The 12,359-nt window shown below is 38.0% G+C and carries 16 protein-coding genes and 1 pseudogene; 10 read left to right on the forward strand and 7 right to left on the reverse strand.

The features are described from left to right. Positions 1 to 3 precede the first annotated feature (3 nt). From ABDV70_RS07625 to trpB, 6 genes and pseudogenes are all read left to right on the forward strand, one after another. A pseudogene (locus ABDV70_RS07625) lies at positions 4 to 339 on the forward strand (YbaB/EbfC family nucleoid-associated protein); the annotation flags it as partial. 13 nt (positions 340 to 352) lie between these two features. After that, positions 353 to 949, forward strand: a complete 597-nt coding sequence (recR, locus tag ABDV70_RS07630) for a recombination mediator RecR (RefSeq protein ID WP_343596738.1) — start codon at positions 353 to 355, stop codon at positions 947 to 949. Positions 950 to 1,179: 230 nt separating this feature from the next. Further along, a complete protein-coding gene (locus tag ABDV70_RS07635; RefSeq protein WP_343596740.1) occupies positions 1,180 to 2,322 on the forward strand; it encodes an HRDC domain-containing protein in 1,143 nt (380 codons plus the stop codon). A 105-nt stretch (positions 2,323 to 2,427) separates the two neighbouring features. Continuing rightward, positions 2,428 to 2,721, forward strand: coding sequence for a YcgL domain-containing protein (locus ABDV70_RS07640; protein ID WP_343596741.1), 294 nt, complete (start codon positions 2,428 to 2,430; stop codon positions 2,719 to 2,721). Continuing rightward, entirely contained in the window at positions 2,687 to 3,112 is a 426-nt protein-coding gene (locus ABDV70_RS07645; protein ID WP_343596743.1) for a hypothetical protein, read from the forward strand. The genes ABDV70_RS07640 and ABDV70_RS07645 overlap by 35 nt, the downstream gene beginning before the upstream one ends. A gap of 257 nt (positions 3,113 to 3,369) precedes the next feature. Continuing rightward, complete coding sequence (gene trpB / locus ABDV70_RS07650) at positions 3,370 to 4,572, forward strand: tryptophan synthase subunit beta (protein ID WP_343596744.1); 1,203 nt, start codon at positions 3,370 to 3,372, stop codon at positions 4,570 to 4,572. A gap of 57 nt (positions 4,573 to 4,629) precedes the next feature. On the opposite strand, the gene ABDV70_RS07655 is transcribed toward trpB, so the two are convergent. After that, positions 4,630 to 5,061, reverse strand: coding sequence for a CBS domain-containing protein (locus ABDV70_RS07655; protein ID WP_343596746.1), 432 nt, complete (start codon positions 5,059 to 5,061; stop codon positions 4,630 to 4,632). A 147-nt stretch (positions 5,062 to 5,208) separates the two neighbouring features. Then, positions 5,209 to 5,442, reverse strand: a complete 234-nt coding sequence (locus tag ABDV70_RS07660; protein ID WP_343596748.1) for a hypothetical protein — start codon at positions 5,440 to 5,442, stop codon at positions 5,209 to 5,211. Positions 5,443 to 5,666: 224 nt separating this feature from the next. Between ABDV70_RS07660 and ABDV70_RS07665 the strand changes: the two genes are divergently transcribed. The 4 genes from ABDV70_RS07665 to ABDV70_RS07680 all read left to right on the forward strand — a co-directional run bounded on the left by ABDV70_RS07665 (position 5,667) and on the right by ABDV70_RS07680 (position 8,670). Continuing rightward, on the forward strand, positions 5,667 to 6,026 hold the full coding sequence (locus tag ABDV70_RS07665) for a hypothetical protein (protein WP_343596750.1): 360 nt from the start codon (positions 5,667 to 5,669) through the stop codon (positions 6,024 to 6,026). A 163-nt stretch (positions 6,027 to 6,189) separates the two neighbouring features. Then, a complete protein-coding gene (locus tag ABDV70_RS07670) occupies positions 6,190 to 6,519 on the forward strand; it encodes a hypothetical protein (protein ID WP_343596752.1) in 330 nt (109 codons plus the stop codon). Between the two features lie 89 nt (positions 6,520 to 6,608). Next, on the forward strand, positions 6,609 to 7,709 hold the full coding sequence (ftsY, locus tag ABDV70_RS07675) for a signal recognition particle-docking protein FtsY (protein ID WP_343596754.1): 1,101 nt from the start codon (positions 6,609 to 6,611) through the stop codon (positions 7,707 to 7,709). Positions 7,710 to 8,076: 367 nt separating this feature from the next. Beyond that, positions 8,077 to 8,670 carry a nitroreductase family protein gene (locus ABDV70_RS07680; protein ID WP_343596756.1) on the forward strand — a complete coding sequence of 198 codons (594 nt, stop codon included), beginning with the start codon at positions 8,077 to 8,079 and terminating at the stop codon, positions 8,668 to 8,670. Positions 8,671 to 8,733: 63 nt separating this feature from the next. Here the strand turns inward: ABDV70_RS07680 and ABDV70_RS07685 are convergent, their stop codons facing one another. Genes ABDV70_RS07685 through cydP form a run of 5 tightly spaced genes read right to left on the reverse strand, consistent with a single transcriptional unit; the run spans position 8,734 to position 12,079 of the window. Then, complete coding sequence (locus ABDV70_RS07685; protein ID WP_343596758.1) at positions 8,734 to 9,033, reverse strand: cyd operon YbgE family protein; 300 nt, start codon at positions 9,031 to 9,033, stop codon at positions 8,734 to 8,736. A gap of 3 nt (positions 9,034 to 9,036) precedes the next feature. Next, entirely contained in the window at positions 9,037 to 9,138 is a 102-nt protein-coding gene (gene cydX, locus ABDV70_RS07690; RefSeq protein WP_000270276.1) for a cytochrome bd-I oxidase subunit CydX, read from the reverse strand. 15 nt (positions 9,139 to 9,153) lie between these two features. Then, the gene (gene cydB / locus ABDV70_RS07695) at positions 9,154 to 10,299 is read right to left on the reverse strand and encodes a cytochrome d ubiquinol oxidase subunit II (protein WP_343596760.1); all 1,146 of its coding nucleotides are present in this window, start codon (positions 10,297 to 10,299) and stop codon (positions 9,154 to 9,156) included. Then, positions 10,296 to 11,888 carry a cytochrome ubiquinol oxidase subunit I gene (locus tag ABDV70_RS07700; RefSeq protein ID WP_343596761.1) on the reverse strand — a complete coding sequence of 531 codons (1,593 nt, stop codon included), beginning with the start codon at positions 11,886 to 11,888 and terminating at the stop codon, positions 10,296 to 10,298. Before ABDV70_RS07700 ends, cydB begins: the two co-directional genes overlap by 4 nt. Next, complete coding sequence (gene cydP / locus ABDV70_RS07705; RefSeq protein WP_343596763.1) at positions 11,888 to 12,079, reverse strand: cytochrome oxidase putative small subunit CydP; 192 nt, start codon at positions 12,077 to 12,079, stop codon at positions 11,888 to 11,890. The genes ABDV70_RS07700 and cydP overlap by 1 nt, the downstream gene beginning before the upstream one ends. Positions 12,080 to 12,359: the final 280 nt, after the last annotated feature.

Below are 12,359 nucleotides of genomic sequence, written 5' to 3' on the forward strand. Positions count from 1 at the left end.
AGATATGTAATGAACATTAATATGTTGATGCAGCAAGCACAGCGAATGCAAAAAGATATGGAAGCCAATATCAAAAAGGCAAAAGAACAGCTTGCACAAACAGAAGTTCATGCCGAAGCGGGCGGTGGTTTGGTTAAAGTGACAATGACTTGCCGTAATGTCGTAAAACGTATCGAGATTAGCCCTGACTTGTTACAAGACGAAGCAGATATGATTGAAGATTTGATTGCAGCAGCAATGAACGATGCTGCACGTCAGGCTGAAGCAATCACTGAAGAAAAAATGAAAGCTGCAAATGCAGGTACAGGATTACCTCCTGGTCTTTCAGGTTTATTCTAAGGAAAGCAATTGCGTGTTTAGTCAACGTTTTGAAGAACTTGTACAGGCATTGCGTGTTTTGCCGAGCGTTGGGCCAAAATCGGCTCAGCGCATGGCACTGCATTTGGTGATGAAAAATCGGGAAGGTGCTGTATTTTTAGCGCAGGCTTTGAATGAAGCGGCAAACTATATACATGCCTGTCAAATTTGTAACTCACTGACTGAAAATGATATTTGTGATATTTGTGCATCGCATGAACGAGATGAGCAACTACTATGTGTTGTTGAATCTCCCGCAGATGTGATGGCGATTGAGCAAAGCGGTAGTTTTAAAGGAAAATATCATGTATTAGGGGGGCATTTGTCACCACTAGATGGTATTGGCCCTGATGAAATTGGGATTCCTGCACTGATTGAGCGTTTGAGCCAAAATGTGATTCAGGAAGTCATTATTGCAACCAATGCAACGGTTGAAGGGCAGGCAACAGCACACTATTTGCTAGAGTCATGTAAACATTTACCCGTACGTATGACACGTATTGCGCAAGGCGTACCGCAAGGTGGAGAGCTTGAATACGTTGATAGCCACACCCTGAGTCAAGCAGTACATAATCGAATGCAATTAAAATAACGCATGATGGAACACATTGTGGGTTAAAAACAACCAGCTTGGCTTTTAAATATTAGAAAAATGTATTTAAAGATGTAAAAAAAGTTCTTTTTGATGGATAATTTATTCTTAACATCATTTATATAATTTTTTATTGCCGATGATTCGCAATCAAAATGTTCTCACAATGCATTTTGATGTTTTTTAGACTTTCTATTATATGAACAATGCATCGAGCATTTTATACAGACATGTATCAATTTATTCAAGATCAACACCAACTTAACTCCGTTTTGGAGATCATGAATCAGAGTGCAGTGTATGCACTAGATAGTGAGTTCATCAAAGTCGATACATTCTGGCCAAAACTCGGCGTGTTTCAAATTAATGTTTCAGATCAAGTTTATTTACTTGATGGTGTCAGTCTAAATTTAACGCCATTTTGGCAAAAAATTTGTTCCGCACAGCAAAATATTTTCCATGCGTGCAGTGAAGATATCGACTTAATTTATCATTATGCACAGGTGAATGAATTAAATAATGTATTTGATACACAAATTGCCATGTCATTTTTAGGGCATGGTTTACAAGTGAGTTATCAGAATGCATTAAAACATATTTTAAATATCGATATTGAAAAAGATCAGACCCGTTCTGACTGGTTAGCACGACCGTTAAATGACAAGCAACTTTGCTATGCCGCGAATGACGTAATTTATCTAAAGCAGTTGTCACACGAGTTACAGCATCAATTAAAACAAAAACAGTTGCTCAATTTTGTACTCGAAGATTGTACAAGTTTAACGCAAGAAATTGCGCAGGAAACACCGACGGAAGAGTTATATTTAGATGTCGGAAATTACCGACATTCACGTCGCCAACTGATGCAGTTACAACAGTTAGCTGTTTGGCGTGAACAATTAATTAAGGCGTTAAATGTCCCACGTAGTTTTATTTTAAAAAATGCAACCATGATTGATCTGGTTGAGAAAAACCCGAAAAATCATTTTCAATTGTCTAATATTAAACAGATTCGTCCCAATATTATTCGTGAATATGGCAAGACTATTTTAGATTTATTAAAGTTTTTGCCTGAAAAAGAAGAATGGCCGCTGAATATTTCACGTCCGATCAAACATGTCACACCAGAAATTGCCCAATGTGTAGAAGCGCATATTCATAGCGTTGCACAAGAACTCGATATTCCCAAAGATATTCTGGTACGCAAAAAATGGCTGAATGAATTGTATCATCATGTTGTTTTCCAAAAATATGATAAACCGTTCTCTCCATATTTAACGGGATGGAGATATGAATATATTACTCAGCCATTGCTTGAAATTTTACAACATGATGCCGCTAATTTGGCACAGCAGATGAAAGTACACAAATAATGGTGTATTTTCCTATACAATAGACATTGGCCGATCTGTTTAGAATCAAACAGACTGGCTATTTTGAGTTTTTTGAATCTGTTTTAAACCAAGAGTGCTGTTCTTATGCATTGTGATATTTACCGTTCTAGCAAAAAAGATGAAATGTATTTGTATGTGGCAACATCTACACAGGAAAATGCGGATCCTTTTGAAGTAGTTCCTGAGGCTGTCTTACAGGCATTTGGTAAAGCAACATTTGTGATGCATCTTGAACTCCATGAGCAACGTAAACTTGCACGAGCAAACGTATTGCATGTCATGGATTCATTACACACCAAAGGTTTCTTCTTACAAATGCCGCCAGAAGGGCTAATCAATCCAAATGCAGTCGAGCCAGAGGGACTTCGCGGTGCTTAATACAAATACAGGAATCTTGCAGCAATTTTTATCTGTACTGGATATTTTTCCAGAAGATACACTTGCTATAAGTGTTTATGTGATCGGGGCAATTGTTGTGTTATTGGCTTGGTATTTTATGACCAAGTCTTATCCAAAATTCTGTTTTGTTTCAACCTTAATCGCATTTGCCTGTATTGCTACACCAACAGTTTCTGAAGGAACAAATGCTTCCGTTGCACCTGCAATTTTCGGGTTGCTTTTTGGGGTACTGACACATGACAAGCAGTTAATTGAGGTGAATTTAGGCTCAATTTTGTTTGTCATGGGGCTAGGATGCGTGATGGGTTTCTGCTGGAGCAAGTGGAAAGGTTATCAGTCATTGAGCCATAAACGTAATATGCCGCTTTAAATGAGATAAATTTAGCATATTGAAGAACGGCTTTTGGAACAGCCTTATTGTCAATGTGTCAAAAAGAACGCCATGTTTTCATGGCGTTACCCGATATAAACTTGCATTTAAATCGATCAATCAGTTTCTTTGATGCTTCTTTCGTGTCGCCAACATAAAAATAAAAACAATTCAGAATAACTTGTACTTCAATGACTTTAAAAGTAATAGAAGGTATGACAAAGTATCTAACACGATAAAATAATTGAGAGATGGACATGCAACAATTAAAAGACATTGCTTTACCTGATGAATTTGGATTCTTTGGGAAATATGGTGGTCAATTCATTCCACCGCATTTAAAACAGGCAATGGATGAAATTAATGCAGCATACGAAGAAATCCGTACCACACCTGAATTTCAGCAAGAACTTGCAGAATTGTTTAAATATTATGTTGGGCGACCAAGTCCTTTGTTTTTTGCAAAACGATTGTCTGAACAACTCGGTGGTGCACAAATTTATTTAAAACGTGAAGATCTAAACCATACTGGCGCACATAAAATTAATCACTGTTTAGGCGAGGCATTGCTTGCAAAGTATATGGGCAAAACCAAAGTGATAGCTGAAACGGGTGCAGGGCAACATGGGGTCGCATTAGCAACAGCGTGTGCATTAGTAGGAATTCCTTGCGAAATTCATATGGGGCAAGTGGATATTGAAAAAGAACATCCTAATGTCGTCAAAATGAAAATTTTGGGCGCGAAACTGGTGTCGGTCACACGTGGTACAGCAACTTTAAAAGATGCGGTAGACAGTGCATTTGAAGAATATCTAAAAGACCCTGAACATTATATTTATGCCATTGGTTCTGTGGTTGGGCCTCATCCATTTCCGAAAATGGTTCGAGACTTTCAAACCATTATTGGCAATGAAATTAAACAACAAAGCTTGGAACAATTTCAAAAATTACCAGATTATGTAGTTGCTTGTGTCGGTGGCGGGTCAAATGCGATCGGCGCGTTCACTGCATTTTTACATGATGAAGCGGTTAAATTGGTTGGTGTAGAACCTGCGGGGCTGGGCTTAGAAACCGATAAACATTCAGCGACACTTACATTAGGCAAGCCAAGTCAAATTCATGGGATGGCATGTTACGTGTTGGAAGATGAACAAGGAAATCCTTTACCTGTTCACTCGATTGCTTCGGGGCTAGATTATCCTGGTGTTGGGCCACAGCACAGTTTCTTAAAAGATATCGGACGAGTAACGTATAGCACTGCGACAGACCAAGAATGTTTAGACGCTTTTATGCGTTTATCACGTGTAGAGGGAATAATTCCAGCTTTGGAAAGTTCGCACGCTGTCGCTTGGGCATTACGTGAAGCACCAAACTTATCTGTAGACACTAAAATTGTAGTGAATTTGTCAGGCCGTGGTGATAAAGACGCGGACTATGTTGCCAATAAGCTCGGACTTTAAAAAATAGAAACAAAAAAACAAGAGCACCGTGCTCTTGTTTTTTTTATTGGTTCTTGATTAGTTTGTAATATAGTGCTGTAACTGTTGAATCAGATCATGCTGATCTTTTATGGTTGCTTTTACCAGATCGCCGATAGCCACAAGACCAACCAACGCATCTTTTTCTAGCACAGGTAAATGACGTAAATGACGATCTGTCATTAGAGTAAGACATTCTTCGACTGTATTGTTTAAATGCACACTGATTACATTTGTGGTCATAATTTCACTCACAAGTGTATCTTCTGCGACAAGATTTTGCATAATGACTTTTCTTGCACAGTCCCGCTCTGAAAGAATCCCTACAATATGTTGGTCATGGGTGACAATCACTGCGCCAATATCTTTTGTGGCCATTAAACTTACTGCATCTACGATAGATGCATCGGGAGAGATTGTGTAAATAGAAGCATCTTTTTTTTGCTGAATTACCTGAGATACCGTAGTCATGATAAAGCGATCCTTGGTTGCTTATTGTTCTTGTCTTATCTAGATTGAAATGGATACAGGTGTTTTGCAAGTGAAAAAATGAAAAAAATCGTATGCTAAATTTCACAAAATTTAGGCATTAAAAAACGCCACTAAAGTGACGTTTTGTTAGGCTTTCATCGTGGCGACATTCTGCCAATACTGCGCTTTTAGGCTATCTCGTTCAACTCGGAAACCTTGGTAATAAAGTTCAGCTAAAAACATTGCTGCTTTACCATGTCCCGCGCGAGCGACGTTTTCTAAATCTGTTACAGCATCTGCAAAATTCATTTGCGATTGGATTGTATTTACAGCATTTGAATACACATGCTCTAAGTCTTGTTGAGAAAATTGTTGAATCATATAAGGCTCCTTATTTTAATTATGATTACAATGTCACTTCATCCGAAGTAAATATAAAATAACTGAATTACGTTTAAGTATTATTACAGTTTGATTTTGAAGTCAAACTAAAAATGGAGGTTTGACGGCATAATTCAAGTTAAATGTAGTTTACATGATTAAACAGTAATCACAAATGCTTTTTACTAATATATTTAGATATAAATATAACAAGGAGAAGACTCATGATAACACTTATTGATGGTTTTGAATTTGCGACGCCTTTAAACCCTGAAGACGTAAAAGCGTTGGCAAAATTTCACCGTAAACAATTGGGCGATGCCATTTATCATGAAGATCAGCATATTGGTAATATTGGGATTGAACATCGGATTAAAATAGCACAGTTCACGAGAGGGTTAGATGCCGATCAGCGAGCTGAGTTTTATAGAATTTACAATAAAGAGCTGCATCGATTAGCCATAGATGATCCAATTCATCCGTTACATGCCGAGCATGGTGTGAACATCTTTTTGCTTGTTGTGACTTTAGTAATTATTGCAATCATTTTATATTTTGCCTTTGTTCGTGACATCACATCTTAGCATTTGCTGTTATGAACCTAGATTCATGACTCTAGTGTTTTAAATGGAAAGGCGAAATAGAACTGAACTCAAATCCTTGTGAATTGAGATGGTTTGTCCGAGATGTTTTTTATTTTGTACTTTAAGCATGATCAACTATACTCTAGGGCTATAGAGGTTGATCATGTTTAAGTCGATAGATATTTTTAATTCGGTAAAGTCTAAATTTTCATTCGCATATTATGTGCATTACTTTGTTGTTTTTATTGTTGTGAGTGTGCTTTTTCTTGGGTATTTATTGCTCACTTCTCCCATCAAACCCAATCAATATCCAAAAATTCAGCGTCTTGCTTTAATGGGGCAATATCCTCAGACTCAAAATTTAGCAGAACAATTGTTAAGACAACCTCAGGTAAATAAACAGCAATATTTTCGTTTGATTCGTGCGTTTCAGTACGAGCAAAAAGCGATTAAGCAATATCCTGCACTAGATCCCGAACACCCATCACAATAAATATTTTATCAAGGGTAGATCAGCAGCAACCGAAAGCAATCTATGCTAAACTTTTATTTTAATGTGATGTTTTTTTTCGAAGGATTAGCATGCAACAGAACACACACGGGCAAACAAAATTCTTAATTGATGCGGAAATTGGTGATGATGATGTAACTTTGCCAAGTTTACCTGCTGTGGATGTGCCTATTGTTGAACAGAAAACAGAACATACAATCACTGCAACGGAAGTGCCTTTATCTGAAACTGAAGAAGACCAGCCTAAAAAAGGTTTCTTTGGGCGAATGAAAGAAGGGCTCACAAAAACTCGTAAAAGCTTTACCGATGGAATGGTCAACATTCTAATTGGTGGTAAAGAAATTGATGATGAATTGTTAGAAGAAGTAGAAGAACAACTTCTTATAGCAGATATTGGTGTTGAAGCAACCAAAACGATTATTGCGAACCTGACAGAACGTACTGCACGTGGCGACTTGATCTATTCACATGCTTTGTATAAAGCATTGCAAGAAGAATTGGTAGCCTTGCTTGCACCTCGTGTTAAACCTTTACATATCGATAGCAATAAAAACCCATACGTTATTTTAATGGTGGGGGTCAATGGTGTCGGTAAAACCACCACGATTGGCAAGTTAGCAAAACGTCTGCAAGGTGAAGGCAAAAAAGTCATGCTTGCTGCGGGCGATACATTCCGTGCTGCGGCAACTGAACAGCTACAAATCTGGGGTGAGCGTAATAATATTCCTGTTGTTGCACAAGGGCATGGTGCGGACAGTGCTTCAGTCATCTTTGATGCGTTTGAAAGTGCGCGTGCAAAAGGGATTGATGTTCTTATTGCAGATACAGCAGGGCGCTTACACAATAAAAGCAACTTGATGGAAGAGCTGAAAAAAGTTAAACGTGTCATGCAAAAAATTGATGCGACAGCACCACATGAAATCATGTTGGTTGTTGATGCTGGAACAGGACAAAATGCAATTAATCAGGTGCAAGAGTTCGATCAGGCTGTTGGTTTGACTGGGATTACCATTACCAAACTGGATGGTACTGCAAAAGGCGGTGTTTTGTTTAATATCGCAAGTCGTACCCATGTGCCGATTCGTTTTATTGGTGTGGGTGAAAAAATTGATGACCTGCGTCCATTCTCTGCAAAATCTTTCGTTGCAGCATTATTTGAAACAGATAAATAAAATGCACTGAAACTTGGCAATAATCTTTTGCAATGAATGTATTTTTTGTGATTACAATCATGTGAAATTTTTATTGAGAAGAATGAAATTTCATTTTGTACGATTTAAAAGACGTGTATAGCAAATGAGATGAATGTTGAGTTAATCCTAATTTAGCGTGTCAAGCATCCCTGATTTTTAACAGTATATTGTTATAAATCAGGGATGTTTTTTATTGCTATCGTGCTATTGTCAAATATGTTATTAGAATTTATTCTAAAAATAGAACACTGTGTTAAGTGAAACACACTTTGTATTTTTTTTATAAAAAAATAAACTAAGTTCTGCTTAAAACCGAAAGATTCAAAATAGAAGTAAGGAGTTTGCCATGTCATTTATTGATCAAATTGAAAAACGTCGCACCATCTATGCCCTTGGTAATCAAGTAAAACAATCGAACCAAGAGATTGATGAGATCATTAAAAAAGCGATTCGTTTGAGCCCATCTGCATTTAATTCTCAATCTTCTCGTGCAGTCATTTTATTTGATCAATCACATCAAAAATTCTGGAATATTGTATTAGAAACATTACGTAAAATTGTTCCAAAAGCAGCTTTTGAAGGAACTGCGGCTAAAATTGCAAGTTTTGCAGCAGGCAAAGGAACAGTTTTATTTTATGAAGATCAAGATGTTGTAAAAGGTCTACAAGAACAATTTGCTTTATATGCAGATAACTTCCCAATCTGGTCAGAACATGCTTCTGCAATTGCTCAGTTTGCGGCATGGACAACATTGTCTGAAGAAGGCATTGGTGCATCATTACAGCACTATAATCCAATCGTAGATGAAGAAGTTGCGCAAATTTTTGGTTTGCCAGCAAGCTGGAAACTTCGTGCTCAACTGGTATTTGGTTCAATTGAAGCAGAGGCTTCAGAAAAAGCATTTATCGAAGATGATCAACGCTTTAAAACTTTCAACTAATTTTGTTTGAGTTGAAGTGAAAAAAACCAGCAGTGATTGCTGGTTTTTTTATGATGCATTTTATTAGGACAGCCAAATATAATAGCCTAAAGCCATTAAGGGCCATGAAATCAATGGGCTAAATAACCATTTCCATAGCCAAAACTGAGGCATGAAACCAATACCATAAATAAATCCACCAGAAATCCCTAGCATGACTAACATCAGTAGCGGATGGCTGTAATGACCATTTGCATCAAGCATTAGTGATGGATAAATCATGAGTATTGCAGCAAGTGGCAATGCCAACGTAAATGAGATGATCATAATGAAGATCCGCATTGCCCCTTTAGATGGAGGTGGTGTTGTCATTACATCTGCCATTGTTTATTCCTCATCAAGGTTTTGGTGGTGTTCAATATACAAGGCACTGAGTACACCTGCAAAACACGCCATTAAAATTCCGAGAATCCAAGCAAAATACCACATCTTTTATCCTCCTTTTTAGTACAAGCTATGTGAGTGAGTTTCAATATGTTTGTTGGTGATAACACCCCACATTTTGTAGTAGCACCAAGTGGTGTAGCACAAAATGGTTGGCACAAATATGCAGGCTGCAACAGTCATCACGCCTAATGTTTTATGGCTAGAAACTGCATCCCACATTGTTAAGCTTGAGGTTGGGTCAATGCTTGATGGGAGCAAGAATGGAAATAATGCAAAACCAGCGGTCAGAATTGCGCCAATAATACTCAAACTTGTCCCCATAAAACTAAATCCAGCTTTATTTGAACGACCACCAAGTACGGTAATTAAGCCACCTAAAATGCCGATAACAGGTGCAATCATGGTAATTGGATAAGCTGAGTAGTTATGCATCCAGCCCGGATTTGCATTGGTTACAACATGTTTAGTTAATGGGTTGATTGCTGCATTTGTATTAACAGGGGTTGCCAAGCTATAACCTGGCATTTGTCCAAAGTACAACCATGCACCTGCCACAATGAAACAGATCAGGAAGACAAGTCCCATAATCTGTGTCGCTTTTGCTGAGCGTTGACGTAGAACACCATCGGTACGAAGCATTAACCATGCACCACCATGAGCTGAAAGCATTGATAAGCTTACAACACCACACACCAAGGCAAATGGGTTGAGCAATGCAAAAAAGCTGCCTGTGTATTGCGAGCGCAGTGTGTCGTCAAACTGAAATGGAATGCCTTGAAATAAGTTACCAAATGCAACACCAAAGACAAGTGCAGGTACAGCACCACCAATACAGAGTCCCCAGTCCCAAGATGTACGCCATTTGGTATTTTCTAGTTTGGAGCGATAGTCAAAACCAACAGGACGAAGAAAGAGGGCAAACAGTACCAATAAGAGTGCCCAGTACATGCCTGAGAATGCAACAGCGTAAACCATTGGCCATGCCGCGAACAACGCACCTCCTGCGGTAATAAACCAGACTTGGTTGCCATCCCAGTGAGGGGCAATGGTATTAATTGCAGCACGACGTTCGTTATCTGTTTTTCCAACGAACGGCATGATTGCCATAGATCCCATATCAAAACCATCGGTGAGTGCAAAGCCAATGAGCAGTACGCCAACCAAGACCCACCAAATAATTTTTAATAATTCATATTCGATCATGATTGAGCCTCCCCAACAGAAGAATCATGGTGATGTACTGTGTTTTTTTCGAAATGATATTTACCTGTATGCAGCGAGCTTGGGCCAAGACGAGCGAATTTAATCATCAAATACATTTCGATAATTAATAAGACTGTATAGAACGCGACCAGTGCAAAGATAGAGCCACCTAAATCGGCTGTACTTAAGCTTGAAGCAGATAAGTGGGTTGGCAAAACTTCACCAATGGTCCAAGGTTGACGACCACCTTCAGCCACATACCAGCCTGTTTGTGCAGCAATCCACGGTAAAGGTAGTGCATAAAGTGCAAAACGTAATAACCATGGTTTGTCTTCAGCATTGCGTTTTGCAACCGACCAAGCCGCTAAAACAAAAAGTAACAGCATGAGAACACCCGCAGCAACCATTGCGCGAAAGCTTAGGAACAAGGCTTTTACATTTGGAATACTGTCTTTTACCGCAGACTGAATTTGCTCATTCGATGCATTTGTAACATCGTTTGTATATTTTTTAAGAAGTAGTCCGTAGCCTAAGTCTTTTTGTGTATCTTTAAATGCAGCAAGCAGTTCAGGTGTACGATCACCTGCACGAAGTTTCTCAAGTTGACTATACGCAATCATACCATTGCGGATACGACCTTCATGTTCTTTCATTAGGTCTTTGATGCCTGTAACTTGACCATCGGTAGAACGTGTTGCAATTAAACCTAAAACATAAGGAATTTTAATCGCATAGTCAGTACGCATTTCCTGCTGGTTTGGAATACCAAATAAGGTAAAACTTGCTGGCGCTGGTTCTGTATTCCATTCGGCTTCAATGGCTGCCAATTTGGTTTTTTGTACATCGCCAATTTCATAACCAGATTCATCACCCAGTAAGATCACAGAAAGTGTAGAGGCAAGACCAAAAATAGCTGCAATGGCAAAAGAACGACGTGCAAAAGGAACATCTTGTTTTTTAAGCAAATAGTAGCTTGAAATTGCAAGAACAAAGATTGCACCTGTTACATAACCTGCCGAAACGGTATGTACAAATTTAACCTGTGCAACAGGGTTGAAAATGAGTGCACCAAAATCAGTCAATTCCATACGCATGGTTTCAAAGTTAAATGCAGCACCAACAGGGTTTTGCATCCAGCCATTTGCAACCAGAATCCATAAGGCAGACATGTTAGAGCCAATAGCAACTAACCACGTCACGGCCAAGTGTTGACCTCTAGATAGGCGTTCCCAGCCAAAAAAGAATAAACCGACAAAGGTAGACTCAAGGAAGAAAGCCATCAGTCCTTCAATGGCTAGTGGAGCACCAAAAATATCACCTACATAATGTGAGTAATATGCCCAGTTTGTACCGAACTGGAACTCCATAGTCAGACCAGTCGTTACCCCAAGTGCAAAGTTAATACCGAATAATTTGCCCCAGAATTTGGTCATGTCTTTATAGATTTCTTTGCCAGAAATAACATAAGTTGTTTCCATGATGGCAAGAAGAAATGCGAGACCGAGAGTTAAAGGCACAAATAAAAAGTGATACATCGCTGTCATTGCAAATTGCAACCGCGAAAGATCGACCACGCTTTCAGAAATCATCAACGTGTCTCCTTAGTTTCAGATGGATTACCCGAAATATGTTGGGCAGTTTGATTGTCAAAATCTTTGGGAATCGTAGGGGAATTAAACCAGATAGATTTAATAAGCATGAGAATGGCAACTTTAATTACAAGAATAACTGCAATTTCTTTTACCAGTTTACGATCAGGGTTTTTATTTTCTAAGCCCATTTTAAAATAAGCCTATAAGATTTACTTGATTTATTATTGAACAAAAAATAAAAAAAATAAATAACAAATAGATAAAAATATAACAATTAATTTTTATATTAAAAACATTAACTTATATTGTTTTTGTGAAAAATAAGATCATTTTTTATTCTAATTAAAGCATAGTTAATTACTCGGAATTTACATAATAAAATATAACTAAATTGGTAGGATTAAATAAAAAAGTAAATCAGAATAGTAGGTTTTTTTATTGTTTTTTAGATAAAAATTATAAGAGATA

The sequence above is a fragment of the Acinetobacter sp. genome (assembly GCF_039596015.1).
GTDB lineage: Bacteria > Pseudomonadota > Gammaproteobacteria > Pseudomonadales > Moraxellaceae > Acinetobacter.